Below are 21,063 nucleotides of genomic sequence, written 5' to 3' on the forward strand. Positions count from 1 at the left end.
GCGGCACCGGTTCGGGTGCTGGCCAAACTCGGCCGAGCCGCCGCAGGGTGACACCGGTTCGGGTGCTGGCCGGACTCGGCCGAGCCGCCGTCGGGCGGCACCGGACCGGGCCGCAGGAGTCGGGGAACGGTCGGGGCCTGCCCAGCGTCGCTGGGCAGGCCCCGGTTCTGCGCAACCCGTCGGTCCGGCCGGACCGGGCGGGTTACCTGTCGAGCTGGTCGATCAGCGCCTGGGCGTCGCGGACCAGCAGGTTGCGCGCGCCGACGGCGTTGAGCGCACGGGCCTGGTCGACGAAGGTGGTCAGGTGGGTGACCGCCTCCGCCGGCTGCCCGCCGCTGGCCGCCGCGGCGGCCAGGCCGAGGCTGGTGGTCAGCTTGTCGGCGTTGCCCGCGCTGACGGTGCCGGCGGACCGGTAACCGTCCACGAGGGACCGCAGGTCGGCGAAGGACGTCGTCGTGGTGAACGTGACGGACCGGTTGGTGGTGTTGCCGGCCTTGTCCTTCGCGGTCACCGTCAGGGTGTGGCTGCCCAGCGGGAGGCTGGACAGGGCGACCGTCGTCCCCCGGGCGACCCGCTTGCCGTCCAGCAGCGCGCTGTCCGGGTTGATGCCGGGCCCGGAACCGGTGTCGGTGACCGTCCAGTCCACCGCCACCGCACCGGAGTCACCGTACGACGTGCCGTCGGTGAGCCCGGAAACCTGCACGGCGGGTGCCGTCCGGTCGATCTTGAGCCACTGGCTGCCCTGCCGGGAGGTGTTGCCGGCCCCGTCGACGGCCCGGTAGCGCACCGGACCCTTGACGTCGGCGCTGATCGTCGCGACACCACTGGCCGGGACGTCCACCCAGGTCACGCCGTCGTCGATCGAGTACTGACCGGTCCAGAGGCCGGCGATCAGGCCGGTGAGGGTGAGCGTGACGTCACCGGTGTACCAGCCGTTGCTGCCGGTCGGCTCGGCCGGGCCCACCGTGGCGGCGACCCTCGGGTTGAAGGTGTCCGCCAGGTCCACCACGGACTGCCGGAGCGTACGGTGCGCTGCGGTGTCGAGCTTGTCGGCCAGCGCACGCAGTTGCTGCTCGGCGGCGAACTTTCGGCCCTCGGCGGCGAACCCGCTGGCCAGGGAGAGGGCCGTCTCGACCTCCGTGCTCAGCGCCGGGTCGATCGCGCCGGCCCGTACCACCTGGTCGTGGTAGGCGCGGACGAGCGCGAAGCTCGGCGTCCAGCTGATCTTCGGCTGGCCCTGGGCGTTGAACCCGGCCAGCTTCACCTGGCCGGCGGCCTCGATCTCGGCGGCCGACAGGTGCGCGCTGGGGGTCAGCTTGAACACGTCGAAACCGCGGGCGATCTCGTTGCCGTAGAGGTTGCCGTTGTACCAGTACGCCGACCAGAAGCCGCCGAGCACGAGCGAGGTCGGGCTGACCGGCCCCCGGTCGAAGTACGCGATCTCCCGTGGGTGCGCCGAGTCGGTGAAGTCGAACACCGAGATGCCGCCCTGGTACCAGGCCTGCATCATGATGTCGCGGCCCGGCACCGGGATCAGCGAGCCGTTGTGCGCGACGCAGTTCTCCTGCAGCGACTGGGGCACCGGCAGCTTGTAGTAGCTGGCGAAGGTCATCTTCCGGTCGACGATGTCGAAGATGGCGTTGGCGCCCCACTGCGGCTGGTCGGTGTCGCGGCAGCGTGCGCCGCTGCCCCCGCCCCACTCGTCGGTGAAGATCACCTTGGTGCCGTCGTTGTTGAACGTCGCCGAGTGCCAGTAGGCGAAGTTCGGGTCGGCCACCTCGTCGATCCGTTTCGGGTTAGCCGGGTCCGAGATGTCGATCAGGATGCCGTTGCCCTGGCACGCGCCGGCCGCCAGGCCGATCGCCGGGTAGGCGGTGATGTCGTGGCAGGCGTTGGTGTTCGGCGTGGGCGACCAGGTCGACCCGGACGGGTGCCGGGGCGTCACCGGACCGTTCTGGAGGCCGTCGACCCGACCCGTGGCCGGGTCCTGGAACAGTCGCGGCTGGTTGACCACGGCGGCGTTCTGGGGTGCGGCCACCGGCACCTTGATCACGTCGATCCGCCACCGCGACGGGTTCTCCCCGTCGGCGGCGTTGTTGTTGCACCCCTCCATCGTGGTCGCCGGGCGCACGGATGCCGTACCGGAGACGTAGATGTAGATGTTGTCGGCGTCGCGGGGGTCGGTCACCACCGTGTGGGTGTGCGAGCCACGGCAGAGCTGCACCCCCGCGACCTGCACCGGGTTGCGCACGTCGCTGATGTCGAAGATCCGCACGCCCTGGAACCGGGTGCCGACGTTGGGGTTCGTGCCGCAGTCGACCCGCCCCCGGGTCTCCTCGACCGACATGAAGAGCAGGTTGCCCTGGACGGAAAGGTCACCCTGCCCACCGGGGCACACCACGCTGGTGACCAGGGTCGGCTCGGCGGGGTCAGCCACGTCGGTGATGGTGAAGCCGTTGTAGTTGCCCTGGAAGGCGTACCGGCCGCCGAAGGCGAGGTCCGAGTTGTAGTATCCGCCGTTGCCCGGGTTGGTCGGGTCGACGAATCCGGCCGGCTTGTCGCGGTGCGCCACCTGTTCGAGGTTGCTGATCGCGGACTGTGCGTCGAGCCAGCCCGCGCCGAGGCCGACGCGGGGGTCGGGCTCGGCCGCCGACGCCGTACCGGGGATCGCGCCGACCAGGAGCAGCCCGGCGGCCATCAGGCCGAGTGCCCGTCGGCCCCGGCGTGCCCTGGGGGTTGAGGGAGTGGTCATGTATCGCCTTCCGATCGAAGGACCAGCCGCGACGTCCACATAGGGAGAAACGCGCCGCGTGAGTAAGGACCGTACCGACGATCAGTCGCTGGTCAAGATACTCATGTGAGCTATGTACGCGTTTGCGCGGCAAGCCGTGCGCAATTGCCTCCGGACGACCGCGCAGGTCACGACAGTCGTAGGAAGCGCCGGCCCGGTCCGTGCGCCAGTCGTCGAGTCGCCGCCGACCCGCCCACCAGGCAGGCGTCCCCGAGCGCTCGCGGATGGATTCTGGCACCGTGGGGTACGACGTACTGCGTCATTGGATGTCCGGTACGTCGTGACGAAGGGGGTTCACGTGGAATTCACGATGTCGACCCGCCGGGAGGGTGCCGGCACAGTGGTGGAGATCGCCGGTGACCTGGACATGAGCACTACCCCGCAGTTGCGGGAACGGTTACGTGACGTGGTCGAGGGCGGGGCCCGGGTCGTGGTGGTCGACCTGACCGGCGTCGGGTTCATGGACTCCAGCGGCCTCGGCGCGCTCGTGGTCGCCTATCGGGAGCTGCGGGACCGCAACGGCTGGCTCGGGCTGGCCGGGGTCCGCCGTTCGGTTCGTACGGTGTTGTCGATCACCTCGGTCGACCAGGTCATCAGCGTCTTCGACACGGTGGCCGACGCCGAGGCGGCGGCCCGGGTGTCGTGAGCGTCTTCAGCCCGGCGGGACGCTGGTCCGGGTGGTGTCCGCGCCGGCGGTGCTGCGACGCGGCCCGTGACCGCCGTACCAGTCGATGATCAGCAGGGTCGCGTCGTCGGCAAGGGCCGGACGGGCGATGGACAGCACCGCGTCCGACAGCGCCCGGACCGCCTCCCGGGGGTGCAACGGCGCGATGTCGAGCAGGGCGGCCGGTAGGTCGAGATCGGCGGCGTTGCGTTCGCGCATCCCGTCGGTGACCACGACCAGCCGGTCACCGGGGCGCAGGGTGACCTCCCCGCTGCGGAAGCCCGCCTCGGGGAACATCCCCAACGGAAAGTTCCCGGGCAGTTCCAGGGTCGTGGTCCGGCCGTCGCGGACCAACATCGGCGGGACGTGCCCGGCGTTGAGCAGCTCACAGCGCCCGGTTGGCAGATCGATCCGACCCAGCACCGCCGTCATGTACGCGCCGCGCACGTTGGCGTGCTCGGCGATGGCGCTGTTGGCCTGGTCGGCCTGCGCGGTCAGGCTCTGGCCGCGGCGGCGGGTGTTGCGCAGACTGCCCACCCCGAGAGTGGCGGTCAGCGCGCTGGCGACCCCGTGGCCCATCGCGTCGGTGACACTCAGGTGCAGCACGTCGCGGGCCACGCTGTAGTCGAAGGTGTCGCCGCCGACGCTCGCGGCCGGCTCCAGCCAGCCGGAGAGGGTGAACGCGCCGCCCTCGCAGGTGAACGAGGCGGGCAGCAGCCGACGTTGGATCTCGGCGGAGAGGGTGAACGGGGTGCTGCGCTGCCCCCACTCGAACAGGTCGGTGTGCCTCCGGTTGGCGATTATCACGAACGCCAACGCGTGCGCGGTCTGGGCGACCCGGGCGATCACCTCGTCGTCCGGCTCGTCAGGCAGGTCGATCTCCAGTAGGCCGATGGCCTCGCCGCGTTCGGTGACGGGGGCGAGCAGCCGCCACCGGCCGTCGAGCGGGAGCACCTGGGGGACCTGGTGGCGCACCGTGCGCTCGTAGGGCCCGCCGTCGAACGGCAGCACCTCGGCCGCCTCCTGACCCTGGAGGCGGCCCGGCCCGTCCGCGTCCGGCTGGTGGGTCAGCCGGACCAGGGCCCGACCACTGAGGTCGGCGATCAGCAGCGAGACGCCGAGCGCGTTCAACGCCGAGGCGATCGCCCCGGTGACCGCCTCCACGGCCTCGACCGGCGCGGCGTCCTCGGCCGACTGCAGCATCTCGGCCAGCACGATCTGCTCGCTGTCCTCCACCCGTCGAGCATAGGCACTCCCGGTGCCGTCCGCCTCACGGGCGGCCGGGCGTCGGACGCCACGCCGGCCGTCGCCCGCGTCCCCGTCCTGGGGGCGGGCAGGTCGACGGGCCGGCCAGGTGTGCGTCGGTGGTGCGGCCGCTCGGGTGCCGGTACCGCCCGGGTCGGCGCGGTCAGCGGCGGTCGAGTGCGGATTCGAGCCGTCGGATCAGCGTCTTGCGGCCCTTGCCCCGGCGCTCGGCGCGGAGCGCGGCCCGCAGTTGTGCGGTGTCGAGGTCGCGGACGTGCCGGGTCGCCTCGGCGACGGTCAGCTCGGTGAGGGACCCGGGCGACGTGACGCTCCGGCGGGCCCGCCGGGCCGGCCCGGTGTTGGCGACGTACTGCCGGCCGGCCGTCGACGCCTTGCGTTTGCGGGCGTCGGTGGCGCGCTGCTGCTGCGGGGAGAGCTGCTTCCAGGCCCGGTCGGGCAGGTAACGGTCGGTCTCGCCGTCGTGCCGGGCCCGGGTGGTGCCCTGCCGGGTCCGCCACTTCTGGTCACCCCAGCGCCGCAGGGACTGCTGCCGCTCGTCCCGCGGGCCCTGGTAGCCACCGCCGCGCTTCTGGTACTCCCGGGTCAGCAACTGCGACTTGCGCGCCGACCACTGTCCCGGCCGACCACCCCGGTCACCGGCCCTGATCTCGTCCTTGAGTCGCTCCCGCAGCTCGGGTTCCGTGTACCGCGCCATGGGCGCGGAGTACCCGTGGTCGCCCGCCGTACTCACCCCCGGTCGTCGGTGAGCCGGCCGCGCAGGACGGCCAGTGCCCGGGTGATGAGCCGGGAGACGTGCATCTGGGAGATGCCGACCCGGTCGGCGATCTCAGCCTGGGTCAGGTTGCCGTGGAAGCGCAGGGCCAGGATCCGGCGTTCGCGGTCCGGCAGCGTGGCGAGGGCGGGGCCGAGGGCGACGTGGATCTCGACCAGTTCGAGTTCGTGGTCCTCGACGCCGAGGGTGTCGGCGAGTTCCATCCCGCCGTCGGTGCCGATGGGGGTGGACAGCGAGGTGGCCTGGTAGGCGCGGGCCCCCTCCAGCCCCTCCAGGACGGCCTCCTCGGACACGTCGAGGTAGGTGGCGATGTCGGCGACGGTCGGCGAACGGCCCAGGGTGTGGGTGAGCGTGCCGTTCGCCTCGCTGATCGCCAGGCGCAGCTCCTGGAGCCGGCGGGGGACCCGCACCGACCAGGTGCGGTCCCGGAAGTACCGCTTGATCTCGCCGACGACGGTGGGGATGGCGTACCCGGTGAAGGCGACACCCCGCTCCGGGTCGAAGTGGTCGACCGCCTTGATCAGCCCGAGCGCCGCGGTCTGGGCCAGGTCGTCGTCCTGGACGCCGCGCCCCGAGTAGCGGCGGGCCAGGTGCCGGGCGAGCGGCAACCACGCCTCGATGGCGCGGGCCCGCAGCACCGGGCGGCGCGGGTCGTCGGCGGCCAGCGCCGCCATCGCGGCCACGAGATCGTCGGCGCTGGCCGCGCGGTGCTGGTCAGGGCTGGTGCCGGTGGTCGGCTCGGACGTGGTGAGCATGCTGGGCCTTCCGTAGGTGCCCGCTGATCGGAGCGACCGGAGGAACCTCCGCAGCGGCTGACGCCGGAGCACGCGGACGGGCTGCGCGCTGTCACAGGGTCACGATCACGGGACTGGCCACCGCGTCATGTCGTCCATCTGGTGGACTGAACGCTACCCGAAAGACGGAAGGATGGCTACCCGAAAGGATGATGCCGGTCATCGGCTGAACGCCTCCCGCCGGCACGCCGTCATCCGGGGCGACTGGAAGTCACCGTTCGGGCCGACCTCGGTGATGCCGAACTCGCCGTCCTCGTCCGGCTCGGTGAGCCGGTAACCGGCCTTCTTGGCGCACTGGTACCACTGCCGTTGGTTGTCCCGGAACGCGGCGTTGTCCGTGCGCTTCAGACGTTCATCGAAGAACTCCGGCTCCTTCGACCGGCACGCCGCCCGCACCTCCTTCGCCCTCGGGTCCTTCTGGCTCTCCTTCCAGATGACACTCCGGCCGTCCTCGTACCCGGGGCCGCCCACCTTCGCCACGCACTGACCCCAGACCGCCCGCAGGGCCTCGATCTCGTCGTTGGTCGCGTCCAGGGGGATCAGGGGACGCTGGTCCTCGACGGAGCCGGCCGGGCTGCTCGACGCCGGGTCCGGGCTCTGCAACGAGGCGACCCGGGAACTGTCGGCCCGTGGGCCGTCGGCCCGGTCGTCGGTGCGGGCGGTGGAACAACCACTGAGCAGGCAACCGACCACCAGCACCGGTACGGCGAAGCGACGGGCCTGCACGGAGAGCATCTTCGGCATGGTGCCCACGGTCGTCGCCTGATGTCAGAAACCCGTGAGGCGGGGCGATCCTGACAGGTTTCTGAAGAACCGTCGCCATGCTCGGCGGTGTGCCAACAGAACAGTCACCAGCGCAGAGCCCACCGCGCCGCACCGGTCGACGCCTCGTCGTCCCGGCGGTACTGATCCTGGCGGTGGCGGTCGTCGGCGGCGGCGTCGCCTGGTCCGTCCACCGTGGTCCGGGTACGCCCTCCGGGGATCCGCCGGTCCCGGTGCAGACCACCACCGTCGTCCGGACCGACCTCGCCACCACCGTGTCGCTGACCGGCACCCTCGGGTACGGGCGGGCGGAACCGGTGAAGGGCGGTCGGAGCGGGACGGTCACCTGGCTGCCGGCGGCCGGTGCGACGGTCACCCGGGGCAAGCAGCTCTACCGGATCGACGACCGGCCGGTGCCGTTGTTCTACGGTGGCCTGCCGCTCTACCGCGATCTCGCCGAACCCGGCACGGTGGGCCGGGACGTGCGGATCATCGCCACCAACCTCAAGGCGCTGGGTTACGAGATCGGCTACCAGCCCGTACCGGGGGAGAAGGTCGTCCGGCCGGCGAAGGCGGGCCCCACCACACCGGCGTCCGGCCAGAACTCGACGTCGGGGCAGCAGAAGTCGACGTCCGGGCCCGGGGCGACCGCCACGGGGCAGGAGCGCGCGGGGTCGGAGCCGGGGCAGCCCGCGTCGGCGCAGGCGGCCTCTGGTCAGGGTGCGTCCGGGCAGGAGGCTGCTGGGCAGGGTGCGGCGGCACCCACACCGGCGGCGGGCGGTACCGCCGCCACCCCCGCCCGGGTCGTCGTCCGCAAGGGCGAAGGGGTGCTGACCGGCTCGCTGATGCGGGCGATCAAGCGCTGGCAGCAGGACGTCGAACTGCCGGTGACCGGCCGGATCGCCGTCGGCGACGTCGTCGTGCTGCCCGGCGCGGTCCGGGTCGACGCCGTCACCGCCCTACGCGGGGACGACGCCGAGACCCCGCTGTTGACCGTCACGCCCACCGCAAAGGTGATCACCGTCCAGGCCACGGTGACCGAGGCCGGAACGGTCCACCGGGGCGACCGGGTGACGGTCACCCTGCCGGGCGACAAGACGGTCGACGGCACCGTGTCGGCGGTCGGCACCACCGTCGCGCAGGACGACGCCGCGGGCCCGACCAGTGAGCCCAGGCGGGCCGTCACGGTGACCGTGGACGAGGACCTGACCGGGACCGACGCCGCCGACGTGCGGGTCGACCTGGTCGGGGAGACCCGACCGGACGTGCTCGCCGTGCCGGTCGGCGCGTTGGTGGCGCTCAGCGAGGGTGGCTACGCGCTGCAACGGGCCGACGACGACCGGTTCGTGGCCGTCGCCACCGGCATGTTCGCCAAGGGGATGGTCGAGGTTTCCGGCGACGGGATCACCGAGGACCTCAAGGTGGTGACGACCTCGTGACCGTGCTGGCCGTACGCGATGCCGCCATGCGTTATCCCGGCGGGGTCACCGCCCTCGCCGGTGTCTCGCTCGACATCACCGGGGGCGAGATGCTGGCCATCGTCGGCCCGTCCGGTTCCGGCAAGTCGACCCTGCTGCACATCATGGGCACCCTGGACCGGCCGACGTCCGGCACGGTGCACCTGGGTGGGCTCGACGTCGGTGGGCTCTCCGACCGGCAACTGTCCGCGTTGCGGGGGCGCTGGCTGGGCTTCGTCTTCCAGCAGTTCCACCTCACCGCCGGGCTGAGCGCGGCCGAGAACGTCGCCACCGGGCTGCTCTACGCCGGGGTGCCGCGCCGGCACCGCCGGTCGTTGGCCCTGGCGGCGCTCGACCGGGTCGGCCTGGCGCACCGCGTCACGCACCTGCCGCACCAGCTCTCCGGTGGGGAGCGGCAGCGGGTGGCGATCGCCCGGGCGCTGGTCCACCAGCCCGCTCTGCTGCTCGCCGACGAACCCACCGGCGCGCTGGACACCCGCACCGGCCAGGCCGTCCTGGAGCTGCTGTACCGGCTGCACGCCGAGGGCACCACCATCGCCGTGATCACCCACGACCGGGACATCGCCGCCCGACTGCCCCGGCGGGTGGAGCTGCGTGACGGTCACCTGGTCGCCGACTCCGGCCGGGTGGTGACGCCCCGATGAGCACGGACACCCCGCAGGCGTCGCATCCGGGTACCGCACGTGACGCCGCCCGGCCGGTCCGGCTGGCCCTGACCGACCTGCTCGGACTGGGTCTGCTCGGCATCCGTACCCGGCGGACCCGGGCCGCGCTGTCCGCGCTCGGCATCGCCATCGGGATCGCCACGATGATCGTGGTGACCGGCATCCCCGCCTCCAGCCAGGCCCAGCTGATGCGGGAACTGGCCGCGCTCGGCACCAACATGCTGGAGGTACGGGCCCTGCCCGACCAGGACCCACCGGCGCTGCTGCCGCAGGAATCGACCGGCATGGTACGCCGGGTCGGCCCGGTGACCAGCGTCAGCGCGGTGGCCAACACCCACACCCTGGTACGCCGGTCCGACCGCGCCGACCCCGATGACGGCTCCGGCCTGACGGTGCTGGCCAGTCAGCTCGACCTGCTCCCGATCATCAACGCCCGCGTCCAGCACGGCAGTTGGCTCACCCCGGCGACCGCACGGTTCCCGACCGTGGTGCTCGGGTCGGTCGCGGCGGCCCGGCTGGGGGTGGTTGACGTGGGCACCGGGGGTGGCCCCGGTCAGCAGGTGATGATCGGCGACCGGTGGTTCACCGTCGTCGGCATCCTGGCCGCCGTCCCGCTGCTGCCGGAGATCGACCGGTCCGTGCTGGTCGGCTGGCCGGCCGCGCAGTCCGAACTCGGCTTCGACGGGCACCCCACCGTGCTCTACGTCCGGTCGCTGGAGCCGGCGGTGGAGCAGGTCCGGGCGGTGCTGCCCGAGACGGTCAGCCCGCAGAGCCCGGCCGACGTGCTGGTCAGCCGACCGTCGGACGCCCTGGCCGCGAAGCGCGCCACGGAGAGCGCCTTCTCGTCGCTGTTTCTCGCCCTGGCCGCGGTGGCGTTGCTGGTCGGTGGGATCGGGGTGGCCAACACCATGGTCATCTCGGTGCTGGAACGGCGGGCCGAGATCGGCCTGCGGCGGGCGCTGGGGGCCAACCGGGGCCAGATCCGGGGCCAGTTCCTCACCGAGTCGGTGGCCCTGGCGGCGTTGGGCGGGGTGGCCGGGACGGTGCTCGGCGTGGCCGTCACCGTCGGTTACGCCACCTACCACCACTGGCCGGTGGTGATCCCGCTGTCGTCGACGCTGGCCGGGCTGGGGGGTGCGGTGGTGGTGGGCGTGGTGGCCGGCGTCTACCCGTCGATGCGCGCCGCCGCCCTGTCGCCGACCGAGGCGCTGGCCAGCGTCTGACCACGGGCGGCCCGTTGCGTTACGTCAGGTATCCACGCGCTCACGGAGAAAAACTAGGTGCGAAACGCTAGATATTCTTGCCAGCAGTGGTTAGTGTTTCTGTCGTTGACAGCAGAAATCGTCGAAAACGCCGACGAAGTGACCGAGGGGGGCCCCGGACATGTCTCGTGGCCCGACCGGCACAGCGGTGAGTTCTGATCACCGCAGCAAGCAGAGCAAGAACGTGATGGTGAACGACAAGACCCTGACGTAATTCCAGGTCAGGGCAGACAGGCGGGCCAGTGCTGGTTCGGGGCTCGCCTGGTGTGACAGTCCGTTGCACGTGGACGGGGCCATGAAGTCGCGTGGGGCTCCGACACCGACGGACGGCACGACGAACGTCAGGAAGTGAAAGCAGAGGAAAGGGAGGGCCCCGAACACCGTTGGATCGCCCGCCTCCAGGACGCACGTGTCGATTCTGGAGCCGGACACCGCAGTTTCCATCGAACGAGAGGTGGTCTCCGGTCACGCTTATGCGATCCTCGCGCCCTGGTCCGCCGATGGCGGCGGGTGCGGATACGACAAACCGACGAACCCGTCGGTAGATGGTGTTTCAGACCCGTAAACCCCGGGCCCCGGCGCGAAAGCGCCGGGGCCCTCGTCACGGAGAGGTGTGTGTATGGCCCAACCCGACGACATGTTCGATGACGAGGACTACCCCGCCTACACGATGGGGCGCGCTGCGGAGATGACCGGTGCCTCGCAGGACTTTCTGCGTCGTCTCGACGAGGCGAAGCTGATCATCCCGGTCCGGTCCGCCGGTGGCCACCGCCGCTACTCCCGTTACCAGCTACGCCTCGCCAGGCGTGCCCGGGAGATGGTCGACCAGGGCACCGCCCTGGAGGCCGCCTGCCGGATCATCATGCTCGAAGACCAGCTCGAAGAGGCCCTGCGGCGCAACCAGCAGCACCCGCGTCAGAGTTGACGCCGCGCGCCGCCGCTTCGCCACCTGCCAGCTCCGACCGCCGGGCCCGCCGCGCCAGCTGTGCGTGACGGGCGCGGCCGTGTCGAGTCCGCCACGGGCCGTCCGCCCGGTCCCGGCCCGTGAGTCGCGGCCGACGGCACGTGCCGGTCGGTCGCCTTCGACGCCCCGGGTTAACGCTCACATACACCGGCGGGCCCGGATTTGCGGATAAGTTGCGGAATTCGCGACCGATAGTTTCGAAGATCCGGTCGGCCCCTGGCGCGGTCGGGCGGGTGCGCGCCCGGCATCCGGCTGCCGGAGCCCATGGCCGCGCCCGACGTCCACGGCCCGTGCCGCAGGGGTCGTTCGACCTGCGCCGGGCGCTTCCGGGCAGGGAAAACAGCATGCCGGTGCGGGCGGGGGCGGGCCGCCTGCCCACGCCGGACGCCGGGTGCACCCGGTCGGGTCCGCGTCGGGGCGCGGCCCGGGTCCGGGGCGACAGGGTGGTCCGCTCCGATCGTTTCCGGGGTATGACCGGTTGAGCATGTTATCGATAACCTGCTATCTTTCGGCCGGGAGCGAAGGGCACGTTCCCAGTCATCCCCGTCACTCGGCGGCGGTGCGCGAGGGCACCCCTCCCGCCCCTGCCGGTCGGTGACGAGTCCGGGCCGCCCCACCGAGCCGTCGTGCCGCCCGCGCCGAACGGGCGCGTCCGCCCACCCGAGTCGACTCGCCGACGGCGAACCGACGGGTCCGAGTCGTCCTCCGTGCGCATCGTGCCGTCCCCGTCGGGCCGGCCGACGCCCGCCCGTTCGACGTCGCGTACCACCACCGGGACAAAAGACCCATGGCAAGGAGCCAAGCAATGGTGAGACACAGACATCTACTCCCGACCATCGCCGCCGCGGCCGTTCTCCTCGCGGCGACCGTCGGCGGCGCGCTCAACGGCGGGCTGCCCGCCACGGCGGAGGCCGCGACGAACGGCACCCTCGCGGCGACCGCGGGCTGCGGCAAGGCGCCCACGCTGAGCAACGGCACGCGCACCATCACCAGCAGCGGCCAGAACCGCAGCTACATCCTGCGGATCCCGGACGGGTACGACCGCAACCGCCAGTACCGGCTGGTCGTCGGCTTCCACTGGTTGAACGGTTCGGCGCAGAACGTGTCCTCCGCCGGCTACTACGGCCTGCTGCCGCTGTCGAACAACAGCACCATCTTCGTCGCCCCGCAGGGCATCGACGCAGGGTGGGCCAACACCAACGGTCGGGACCTGACCCTCTTCGACGACATCACCCGGCAGGTCGAGAACGACCTGTGCGTCGACACCACCCAGCGGTTCGTGCTGGGCTGGAGCTACGGCGGGGCGATGAGCTACGCGGTGGCCTGCGCCCGGCCCACCGTCGTCCGCGCGGTCGCCGTGCTCTCCGGCGCCCAGCTGAGCGGCTGCAACGGTGGTACCCAGCCGGTGCCGTACTTCGGCATCCACGGCACCCACGACAGCGTGCTGAACATCTCGATGGGCCGGTCGCTGCGGGACACGTTCGTCCGGAACAACGGCTGCACCGCGCAGAGCCCCCGCGAGCCGGGCCTCAACACCTTCACCCACATCACCACCGTCTACTCGGGTTGCCGCTCCGGCTTCCCGGTGCAGTGGGCCGCGTTCGACGGGGACCACACCCCCAGCCCGGTCGACGGGTCGGGCAGCCCCAACGACTCGCGGACCTGGACCTCGGGCGAGATCTGGCGCTTCTTCAGCCAGTTCCAGTCCACCACGCCGCCGACCACGCCCCCGCCGACCACCGCTCCGCCGACGACCCCGCCGCCCACCACCGCCCCGCCGACCACGCCGCCGCCCACCACCCCGCCGCCCACCAGCGGGCCCGGCGGCTGCACCGCCACCTACAAGGCGATCAACAGCTGGCCCGGCGGTTTTCAGGGTGAGGTCACCGTGGCCAACACCAGCTCCAGCGCGATCACCGGCTGGGCCGTGGGCCTGAGCCTGGGCAGTGGCCAGGCGATCAGCAGCGTCTGGAACGGCGTCAACACCGGCACCACCGGCAACGTCACCGTCCGCAATGCCGCCTACAACGGTGCGCTCGCGCCCAACGGCTCGACCACCTTCGGCTTCACCGCCACCGGCAACGGCACCCCGCCGCCCGGCAACATCACCTGCGCCATCTCCTGATCACGGACGCCCTCAGGGCCCGGAGCCACCCGGCTCCGGGCCCGCCGTCCGTTCCGGGCCGGTCGGTGTGGTGGGCGTGCCGCGTGGCGGGCTTTATTGCCAAAGACTGGCAATTACGCGATAGTGGCAGCAGTGGCGGGTACCCGGGCCTGCGATGATCCCACCTGGCCCGAGTGCCCGCCCCTGCGTCGATCCACGACCCGAGGGAGCTGCCGGTGGGGCCCAAGCGCACGGACGGAATCTCCCCGGATCACGTCACGTCCCGGTCCGTACGCCTGCCGGCGTTGCTCGGAATCGTCCTGCTCGTCGCCGCCGGCTGCGCGTCCCCGACGCCGTCGACCGGCTCCGCGGGCGGCCCGGTCGTGGTGGCCACCGCGGGCGAGCCGGACACCCTCAACCCGGTGCTCAACTACGGCCCCGACGGCGCGTCGCTGATCTTCGACGGCCTGGTCGCCCGGGACGCCCGCAACCAGCTCGTGCCGGCCCTGGCGCGGGAGTTGCCGCAGGTGTCGGCGGACGGCCGGACCGTCACGGCGACCCTGCGCGAGGGGGTGCTCTTCCACAACGGCAGCCCGCTCACCGCCCAGGACGTGGTCTTCACCTACCAGGCGGTGCTGGACCCCAAGGTCGACTCGACGCTGCGTTCGGACCTGGACATGCTCGCCTCCGTCGCCGCCCCCGACCCGTCCACCGTGGTCTTCACCCTGAAACACGCGTACGCGCCGTTCCTGCAACGGTTGGCGCTGGGGGTCGTCCCGGCGAAGGCGTTCGCGGGGCAGGACGTCAACAAGGCGGAGTTCAACCGCAGGCCGATCGGCACCGGCCCGTACCGGATGACGTCGTGGACGCCGGGGGACCGGCTGGTGCTGGCGGCCAACGACCGGTACTGGGGCGGCAAGCCGGCGAACCCGGGCGTGGTGGTGGCGTTCGTCGCCGACGACAACGTGCGCGCACAACGGATGCGGGCCGGGGAGTTCGACGCGGCCGAGCTGCCGCCGAAGCTCGCCGTCGGGTTCGACGGCCAGGGCGGCCACCGGGTGCATCGGGTCCCCACCGCCGACTACCGGGGGGTGATGCTTCCGACGGGCAACCCGGTCCTGGGTGACCTGGCGGTCCGTCGGGCGCTGAACGCGGCGGTCGACCGGCAGGCCATGGTGACCGGGGTGCTCGGCGGGGCGGGGGAACCGGCGTTCGGGCCGGTGCCGCCCTCCTCGGAGTTCGCCGAGGCGTCGGTCGCCGGCCGGCCCGCCGCCGACCCGGCCGCCGCCACCGCGATCCTGGACGCCGCCGGCTGGACGCCCGGCGCGGACGGCATCCGGGCCAGGGCCGGCCGCAAGGCCGCGTTCACCCTGATGTACCCGGCCACCGACAGCCTGCGCAAGGAACTCGCCCTCGCGGTCACCGCGGACGCCAGGAAGATCGGCATCGCCGTCAGCCCGCAGGGCCTGACCTGGGACGCGATCACCCCCCGGATGAAGACCGACGCGCTGATCATGGGGTACGGCACGCCGTACGACCCGGATTTCGTCTCGTTCAAGCTGTTCGGGTCGGCCTTCGCCGGGCAGGGTTTCTTCAACCCCGGCTCCTACCGGTCCGCCACCGTCGACGCCGCGTTGCAGGCCGGCCGGGACAGCGCCGACCCGGCCGCCCGTCGGGCCGCGTACGCCACCTTCCAGCGGCAGCTCGCCGCCGACGTGCCGTGGGTGTTCCTCACCTACCTGCAACACACCTACGTGGTGCGGGACACCGTGGCGGGGGTGACGCCCCGGGTCGAGCCGCACGAGCACGACGTCGCCAACAGCATCTGGTGGAACGTGCACACCTGGACGAAGACACCGTGACGACGAAGGCCCCACCCACCGGCCCGCCACGGGTGCGACGTCGGCGGCTGGCCGGGGCCGGGGTGGTGATCCGCCGCCGGCTGCTGGTGGCCGTACCGGTGCTCGCCGCGACCAGCATGGGCATGTTCGCCCTCGGCGCGGCCTCCCCGATCGACCCCGCCCAGCAGTACGCGGGCGCGGCGGCCTTCACCACCACCGAGGAGAACCTCGCGCAGTTGCGCGCCAACTGGGGCGTCGACGATCCGCTGCCGGTGCAGTACGCCCGCTGGGTGGGCAACCTGCTGCGCGGTGACCTCGGCTGGTCCACCAGCCGGCACGAACCCGTCACCTCCGTGCTGGCCGCCCGCGCCGGCTGGACCCTGCTGCTCGTCGGTGTCGCCCTCGCCCTCGTCCTGGTGGCCAGCGTGCTGCTCGGCACCCTCGCCGCGTACCGGCGCGGTGGCTGGTTCGACCGGGCCCTGCGGTCCGTCGCGTACGCCGTGCAGTCGATGCCGGTGTTCTGGATCGGGTTGGCCGTGATCGCCCTGTTCGCCCTCACCCTCGGCTGGCTGCCCGCCGGTGGGCTCACCGACCTCACCGCCACCGGCACCGACCCGGCCGACGTGGCCCGGCACCTGGTGCTGCCGGTGACGGTGCTGGCGATCTCCCAGGCCCCGTGGTTCGTGCTGTTCGTCCGGGACGCCGTCGCCGAGAGCCTGCGCGACGATCACGTGCTGGCCGCCCGCGCCCGAGGGCTGCCCGGGCGTACCGTCCTGTTCGGCCACGCGCTGCGGACCGCGCTGCTGCCCTTCCTCACCCTGGTCGGCACCCACCTGCCCGAACTCGTCGGCGGCGCGGTGCTGGTGGAGACCGTGTTCTCGCTGCCCGGCCTCGGCGCGGTCACCGTGCAGGCCGCGCTGGGCGCGGACTTCCCGCTGCTGGCCGCCACCACCCTGGCCACCACCGTCGTGGTGCTGACCGCGAACCTGGCCACCGACCTCGGCTACGCCGCCGCCGACCCCCGGGTACGCCTCGATGACTGACCCCGCCCCCGCCCCGGCCACCACGCCCGCCCCGCCCTCGGCCGCCACGCCCACGACCACCATGCCCGCCCCGGCACCGGCCACCAGGCCCGCCCGGCGACGGCCGTCGCGTCGGCTGTCGACCCTGCTGCGGGGCGGTCGTCCCGGCGTGGTGCTGGCCGCCGGTGTGCTCACCGCCGCGGTTGTCGCCTGCCTGCTCGCGCCTCTGCTCTGGCCGCTCGACCAGAGCGCGGTCGACCTCGCCCGGACCCGGCTCGCACCCTCGCCCGACCACCTGGCCGGCACCGACGACCTCGGCCGTGACGTGGCGTTGCGCAGCCTCTACGGGCTACGCGTCTCGCTGCTCGTCGGCGCGGTCGCCGCCCTGGTCGCCACCGTCATCGGTGGCCTCGTCGGCGCGGTCGCCGGCACCGTCGGCGGGCGGGTCGACCGGGCCCTGATGCGCGTCGTGGACACCATCGCCGCGCTGCCGCACCTGCTGCTGGGCATCTTCATCGTGGCGATGCTGCGCCCCAGCCTCGGCGCGGTCGTCGCCTCCATCGCGTTGACGCACTGGCTGTCCACCGCCCGCATCGTCCGCTCCGAACTGCTCAGCCTGCGCAGCCGACCGTTCATCGACGCGGCGGTCTCCGGCGGGGCGGGCCGGGCCCGGGTGCTCACCCGGCACCTGCTGCCGCACGTGCTCCCGCGTCTCGCGCTGGCCACCACGCTGATGGTCCCGCATGCCGTCTGGCACGAGACAGCGCTGTCCTTCCTCGGCCTGGGCCTGCCCCCGCACCTCGCCTCCATCGGCAACATGATCAACGACGGTCAGCGGTCCCTGCTCACCGGTGCCTGGTGGGCCAGCATCGTCCCCGGTCTCGCCCTGGTCACCGTCACCCTCGCCCTCGCCGCGCTCACCGGCCGCTGGCGGGATCGCCTCGACCCCCGGGTACGAGCGGAGTTGCAGCTGTGACCACGACCGTCCCCGCCGGCACCGGCCACCGACGCGCCCTGCTGGCGGTCGACGGGCTCACCGTCCGCTTCCGGCTCCGCGACACCGTCGTGCACGCCGTCAGCGACCTGAGCCTCGACCTGCACCCCGGCGAACTGCTGGCCGTGGTCGGCGAGTCGGGCTGCGGCAAGTCCGTCCTCGCGCACGCCCTGCTCGGCCTGCTGCCCCGCAACGCCACCGTCACCGGGCGGGCCCGCCTGCACCCGACGGCGGGTGACCCGGTCGACCTGATCGCGGTGGGGGAGCGCCACCTCGCCCGGCAGGTCCGGGGTCGGGCCGTCGGTCTCGTCCCGCAGAGCCCGGCCACCGCCCTCACCCCCGTGCGCACCGGCCGGCGACTGCTGGCGGAGACCCTGCGCGCCCACGGCCATCCCCGCCGGGCGGCCGCCGGGGCCGCCGAACGGATCGCCGCCGACGTCGGCCTGCACCCGACCGACCTCGACCGCTTTCCCCACGAACTGTCCGGCGGGATGGCCCAGCGGCTGGCCACCGCCCTGGCGCTGGCCCCCGACCCGCCGCTGCTGCTCGCCGACGAACCCACCACCGGCCTCGACCGCCCGCTGGTAGACCACACCCTGGACCTGCTGCGCCGCCGCTGCGACACCGGGGCCGCCGTGCTGCTGATCACCCACGACCTCGCCGCCGCCCGCCGCGTCGCCGACACCGTCGCCGTGATGTACGCCAGCCGCATCGTCGAACACCGCCCCACCCCGGACCTGTTCGACCGGCCCGCCCACCCCTACACCGCCGGACTGCTCGACGCCCTGCCCGACCGGGCGTTCACCCCGGTGCCCGGCCACCCGCCGATGCTCACCGACCTGCCCGCCGGGTGCGCCTTCGCCCCGCGCTGCCCCCGGGCCACGGACGCCTGCCACACCCCACCCCGCCTCGTCGCCGACGGCGGGGGGCGGCTCGCCTGCCACCACCCGCTCACCTCGAAGGCACCGGCATGACGACCACCGTCGACGACCCGACGGGCCCACCCGACACCACGGCCGTGGCCCCCACCGGACTCGCCGCGCACCAGATCACCGTCCACTTCGGTGGGCAGCGCATCCTCGACCGCGTCGACCTGCACATCGCCCCCGGCGAGACGGTCGGGTTGCGCGGGCCCTCCGGCAGCGGCAAGTCCACCCTGGCCCGCGTGCTGGCCCTCCTGCACGCCCCGGACAGCGGTCGGGTGACCCTGGACGGGCGGCCCGTCGGGGGCGTCCGTCACCGGGTGCCGGCCGCCGTGCGGACCCGCGTGGCGATCCTGTTCCAGAGCCCCCGCGCCGCCAGCGACCCCCGGCTGAGCCTGGCCGACCTGATCGCCGAACCGCTGCGGGCGACCGGCACCCCGACCGCGGCGACGACCGCCCGTACCGCCGAACTGGCCGACCTGGTCGGGCTCACCCCCGACCTGCTCACCCGGCGTCCGCACGCGGTCAGCGACGGGCAGCTGCAACGCGCCTGCCTGGCCCGTGCCCTCGCGCACCGGCCCGACCACCTGCTCTGCGACGAGGCGACCGCGATGCTCGACGCCTCCACCCAGGCCCACGTCGCCGCCGTCGTCACCGACTACCAGCGCCGGCACTCCGCCGGCGTGCTGCTGATCACCCACGACCCGGCCCTGCTGGCCCGCTGGGCGACCCGGGTGGTGGACCTGCCAGGGGCCGTCGGTGACCCGCTGGCGGCGACGCCCGACCCCGCAGTGGTCACCGGGCCGGGCCGGTACGCAGGTAGGTGAGGACGGCGAGTACCCGACGGTTGGTGTCGTCGCTGGGCGGCAGGTCCAGCTTGGCCAGGATGTTGCCGACGTGCTTGCCGATCGCGGCCTCGGTGACGTGCAGCCGGGCCGCGATCGCCGTGTTGGAGTGCCCCTCGGCCAGCAGCACCAGCACCTCCCGCTCCCGGGCCGACAGGGCGGCGAGCGGGTCGCGGGGGCGGTGCAGCAGGTGCCGTACCACGTCGGGGTCGATGGCCGTGCCGCCGTCGGTGACCCGACGCAGGGTCGCGGCGAACTCGGCGACGTCGGCGACCCGGTCCTTGAGCAGGTAGCCGACCCGGCGGCGGTCACCGCTGTCGAGCAGCGCCGAGGCGTACTCGGCCTGCACGTGCTGGCTGAGCACCACCACCGCGAGGTGCGGGTGCCGGGTGCGGGCGGTGACGGCGGCCCGTAGCCCGTCGTCGCGGTGCTGCGGCGGCATCCGGATGTCGGTCACCACCAGATCCGGCTCGTGCGCGTCCACCGCGTCCAGCAGTTCCGGGGCGGAGCCGACGGCGGCGACCACCGTGAAGTCGAACCGGCTCAGCAGGCCGACCAGACCCTCCCGCAGGAGCACCTCGTCCTCGGCGAGTACGACCCGGGTCACCGGGGGCACGGCAGCTCCACCCGCACCAGGGTAGGACCACCGGTCGGGCTGGACAGCAGCAGCCGGCCGTCGACGGCGGCGACCCGGTCGGCGAGCCCGGTCAGTCCGCTGCCCCGGGCGGGGTCGGCGTCGCCGCACCCGTCGTCCCCGATCTCCACCACGAGACTGCCGGCGGACCGGGTCAGCCGCACCTCGGCCCGGCTGGCCCGGGCGTGCCGGGCGACGTTGCCCAGGGACTCGGACACCACGAAGTAGGCGGTGGTCTCGACCACCTCCGGCAGCGGCTGCCCGAGGTCGGCGTGGACGTCGACCGGGATGGTGGCCGCCCCGGCCAGTTCCCGGACTGCGCCGGCCAGGCCGAGTTCGGTGAGATGCTGCGGGCGGATGCCCTGCACGATCTGCCGGAGGGTGACCATCAGCCCCTTGGCCTGCTCGTGCGCGACGGCCAACGGCCGGGCCGCGGGGGAGTCGTCGGGCACGTCCAGCCGGGCCAGGCCGAGCTGGAGGGTGAGGCTGGTCAGCCGGGGCTGCGCGCCGTCGTGCACGTCCCGTTCGATGCGGCGACGTTCGGCCTCGTATGCGTCGACCAGGCGGGCCCGGGACCGGGTGACCTCCCGCAGCGCCGTGGTCTCGGCGGACCCGTCGAGCAGCCGTCGGGCCACCGTCGCCTGGCCGGCAGCGAGCAGGCCGGCCAGGTACACCAGCGCCGGGACGCACACGACGCCTGCGGCCGCGTACGGGATCGCCTGGTGGGCGGTGTCGATCGTGGTCCAGACCACGATGACCGAGTCGGCGTCGCCGACCAGCCAGGGGCTGGCGACCAGCGTCCCGTCGAGCAGCACGACCAGGAACAGCAGCCAGTACGCCAGCGGCACCAGGCCGCCGAGCAGGAAGGTGTAGCCGACCTCCCGCCAGGCGCCGACGCTGGTGTAGCGCGCGACCAGACCTGTGAAGCGTGGCCGGTGCAGCGGACGCGGGTCCACCAGGCGCAGCCGCCACCGCTCGACCGGGGCCACCGCGACGCTGACGATCGGGGCCAACGCCAGCACCGTCAGGGCGACGACGGTGAGGAACACGATGATGGGCAGCTCCACCGTCCGGTCCTGGCGTGCCGCGTTGAGCACCGCCAGCAGGGGCGCCCCGACGACGAGCAGGCCGATGGAGAGGGGGCCGGCAACCGGCAGGGTGGTGGCGAGGTACGCCAGCGCGCGCCACGGCCACGGGGAGACCAGGTAGTCGCGTCGGCGCAGCGCCGTCGCCAGGTGCAGAGGTACGGGCGAGGTCATGCCCGAACCCTGTCAGGGCGACA

The 21,063-nt window shown here is 73.0% G+C and carries 18 protein-coding genes; 11 read left to right on the top strand and 7 right to left on the bottom strand.

From position 1 onward, the window contains the following. Positions 1 to 202: 202 nt before the first annotated feature. Complete coding sequence (locus JQN83_RS04390; RefSeq protein ID WP_244251582.1) at positions 203 to 2,752, bottom strand: FIMAH domain-containing protein; 2,550 nt, start codon at positions 2,750 to 2,752, stop codon at positions 203 to 205. A 337-nt stretch (positions 2,753 to 3,089) separates the two neighbouring features. Between JQN83_RS04390 and JQN83_RS04395 the strand changes: the two genes are divergently transcribed. Continuing rightward, positions 3,090 to 3,437, top strand: coding sequence for an STAS domain-containing protein (locus JQN83_RS04395; RefSeq protein ID WP_307798994.1), 348 nt, complete (start codon positions 3,090 to 3,092; stop codon positions 3,435 to 3,437). A gap of 6 nt (positions 3,438 to 3,443) precedes the next feature. Here the strand turns inward: JQN83_RS04395 and JQN83_RS04400 are convergent, their stop codons facing one another. The 4 genes from JQN83_RS04400 to JQN83_RS04415 all read right to left on the bottom strand — a co-directional run bounded on the left by JQN83_RS04400 (position 3,444) and on the right by JQN83_RS04415 (position 7,031). After that, positions 3,444 to 4,691: a PP2C family protein-serine/threonine phosphatase gene (locus JQN83_RS04400; RefSeq protein ID WP_208565676.1), complete on the bottom strand. Its 1,248-nt coding sequence runs from the start codon at positions 4,689 to 4,691 to the stop codon at positions 3,444 to 3,446. Between the two features lie 172 nt (positions 4,692 to 4,863). Beyond that, the gene (locus JQN83_RS04405; protein ID WP_208565677.1) at positions 4,864 to 5,415 is read right to left on the bottom strand and encodes a hypothetical protein; all 552 of its coding nucleotides are present in this window, start codon (positions 5,413 to 5,415) and stop codon (positions 4,864 to 4,866) included. 32 nt (positions 5,416 to 5,447) lie between these two features. Further along, entirely contained in the window at positions 5,448 to 6,248 is an 801-nt protein-coding gene (locus JQN83_RS04410; RefSeq protein WP_208565678.1) for a SigB/SigF/SigG family RNA polymerase sigma factor, read from the bottom strand. 198 nt (positions 6,249 to 6,446) lie between these two features. Further along, the gene (locus tag JQN83_RS04415) at positions 6,447 to 7,031 is read right to left on the bottom strand and encodes a hypothetical protein (RefSeq protein WP_208565679.1); all 585 of its coding nucleotides are present in this window, start codon (positions 7,029 to 7,031) and stop codon (positions 6,447 to 6,449) included. An 89-nt stretch (positions 7,032 to 7,120) separates the two neighbouring features. Here JQN83_RS04415 and JQN83_RS04420 point away from each other — a divergent pair, with 89 nt between their 5' ends. From JQN83_RS04420 to JQN83_RS04465, 10 genes are all read left to right on the top strand, one after another. After that, complete coding sequence (locus JQN83_RS04420; protein ID WP_208565680.1) at positions 7,121 to 8,488, top strand: efflux RND transporter periplasmic adaptor subunit; 1,368 nt, start codon at positions 7,121 to 7,123, stop codon at positions 8,486 to 8,488. Between the two features lie 26 nt (positions 8,489 to 8,514). After that, the gene (locus JQN83_RS04425; protein ID WP_208565854.1) at positions 8,515 to 9,171 is read left to right on the top strand and encodes an ABC transporter ATP-binding protein; all 657 of its coding nucleotides are present in this window, start codon (positions 8,515 to 8,517) and stop codon (positions 9,169 to 9,171) included. Beyond that, the gene (locus tag JQN83_RS04430) at positions 9,168 to 10,415 is read left to right on the top strand and encodes an ABC transporter permease (RefSeq protein WP_208565681.1); all 1,248 of its coding nucleotides are present in this window, start codon (positions 9,168 to 9,170) and stop codon (positions 10,413 to 10,415) included. The genes JQN83_RS04425 and JQN83_RS04430 overlap by 4 nt, the downstream gene beginning before the upstream one ends. A gap of 658 nt (positions 10,416 to 11,073) precedes the next feature. After that, positions 11,074 to 11,379, top strand: a complete 306-nt coding sequence (locus JQN83_RS04435) for a helix-turn-helix domain-containing protein (protein WP_208565682.1) — start codon at positions 11,074 to 11,076, stop codon at positions 11,377 to 11,379. Positions 11,380 to 12,223: 844 nt separating this feature from the next. Continuing rightward, positions 12,224 to 13,543: a cellulose binding domain-containing protein gene (locus tag JQN83_RS04440; protein ID WP_244251583.1), complete on the top strand. Its 1,320-nt coding sequence runs from the start codon at positions 12,224 to 12,226 to the stop codon at positions 13,541 to 13,543. A gap of 215 nt (positions 13,544 to 13,758) precedes the next feature. Further along, entirely contained in the window at positions 13,759 to 15,384 is a 1,626-nt protein-coding gene (locus tag JQN83_RS04445) for an ABC transporter substrate-binding protein (RefSeq protein WP_307798996.1), read from the top strand. After that, positions 15,381 to 16,406, top strand: coding sequence for an ABC transporter permease (locus tag JQN83_RS04450; protein WP_307798998.1), 1,026 nt, complete (start codon positions 15,381 to 15,383; stop codon positions 16,404 to 16,406). The genes JQN83_RS04445 and JQN83_RS04450 overlap by 4 nt, the downstream gene beginning before the upstream one ends. Further along, positions 16,399 to 17,361 (top strand): ABC transporter permease, encoded by a 963-nt coding sequence (locus JQN83_RS04455; protein ID WP_244251584.1) that lies wholly within the window; start codon positions 16,399 to 16,401, stop codon positions 17,359 to 17,361. Before JQN83_RS04450 ends, JQN83_RS04455 begins: the two co-directional genes overlap by 8 nt. Then, positions 17,358 to 18,353, top strand: a complete 996-nt coding sequence (locus JQN83_RS04460; RefSeq protein ID WP_208565684.1) for an ABC transporter ATP-binding protein — start codon at positions 17,358 to 17,360, stop codon at positions 18,351 to 18,353. The genes JQN83_RS04455 and JQN83_RS04460 overlap by 4 nt, the downstream gene beginning before the upstream one ends. Then, positions 18,350 to 19,129 carry an ABC transporter ATP-binding protein gene (locus JQN83_RS04465; RefSeq protein ID WP_208565685.1) on the top strand — a complete coding sequence of 260 codons (780 nt, stop codon included), beginning with the start codon at positions 18,350 to 18,352 and terminating at the stop codon, positions 19,127 to 19,129. Before JQN83_RS04460 ends, JQN83_RS04465 begins: the two co-directional genes overlap by 4 nt. On the opposite strand, the gene JQN83_RS04470 is transcribed toward JQN83_RS04465, so the two are convergent. Together JQN83_RS04470 and JQN83_RS04475 are read right to left on the bottom strand one after the other, a co-directional pair. Further along, positions 19,098 to 19,763: a response regulator transcription factor gene (locus JQN83_RS04470; protein WP_208565686.1), complete on the bottom strand. Its 666-nt coding sequence runs from the start codon at positions 19,761 to 19,763 to the stop codon at positions 19,098 to 19,100. The two genes, JQN83_RS04465 and JQN83_RS04470, sit on opposite strands and share 32 nt — an antisense overlap. After that, on the bottom strand, positions 19,751 to 21,040 hold the full coding sequence (locus JQN83_RS04475) for a sensor histidine kinase (RefSeq protein ID WP_208565687.1): 1,290 nt from the start codon (positions 21,038 to 21,040) through the stop codon (positions 19,751 to 19,753). The genes JQN83_RS04470 and JQN83_RS04475 overlap by 13 nt, the downstream gene beginning before the upstream one ends. Positions 21,041 to 21,063 lie beyond the last annotated feature (23 nt).

It is taken from the genome of Micromonospora antibiotica (assembly GCF_017599305.1).
Taxonomy (GTDB): domain Bacteria; phylum Actinomycetota; class Actinomycetes; order Mycobacteriales; family Micromonosporaceae; genus Micromonospora; species Micromonospora antibiotica.

Bases quoted from the DNA above. Each gene is read 5' to 3' on its own strand.
- JQN83_RS04405 (WP_208565677.1), bottom strand. From the start codon at position 5,415: ATGGCGCGGTACACGGAACCCGAGCTGCGGGAGCGACTCAAGGACGAG.
- JQN83_RS04390 (WP_244251582.1), bottom strand. From the start codon at position 2,752: ATGACCACTCCCTCAACCCCCAGGGCACGCCGGGGCCGACGGGCACTC.
- JQN83_RS04430 (WP_208565681.1), top strand. From the start codon at position 9,168: ATGAGCACGGACACCCCGCAGGCGTCGCATCCGGGTACCGCACGTGAC.
- JQN83_RS04475 (WP_208565687.1), bottom strand. From the start codon at position 21,040: ATGACCTCGCCCGTACCTCTGCACCTGGCGACGGCGCTGCGCCGACGC.
- JQN83_RS04440 (WP_244251583.1), top strand. From the start codon at position 12,224: ATGGTGAGACACAGACATCTACTCCCGACCATCGCCGCCGCGGCCGTT.
- JQN83_RS04465 (WP_208565685.1), top strand. From the start codon at position 18,350: ATGACGACCACCGTCGACGACCCGACGGGCCCACCCGACACCACGGCC.
- JQN83_RS04415 (WP_208565679.1), bottom strand. From the start codon at position 7,031: ATGCCGAAGATGCTCTCCGTGCAGGCCCGTCGCTTCGCCGTACCGGTG.
- JQN83_RS04435 (WP_208565682.1), top strand. From the start codon at position 11,074: ATGGCCCAACCCGACGACATGTTCGATGACGAGGACTACCCCGCCTAC.
- JQN83_RS04455 (WP_244251584.1), top strand. From the start codon at position 16,399: ATGACTGACCCCGCCCCCGCCCCGGCCACCACGCCCGCCCCGCCCTCG.
- JQN83_RS04410 (WP_208565678.1), bottom strand. From the start codon at position 6,248: ATGCTCACCACGTCCGAGCCGACCACCGGCACCAGCCCTGACCAGCAC.
- JQN83_RS04425 (WP_208565854.1), top strand. From the start codon at position 8,515: ATGCGTTATCCCGGCGGGGTCACCGCCCTCGCCGGTGTCTCGCTCGAC.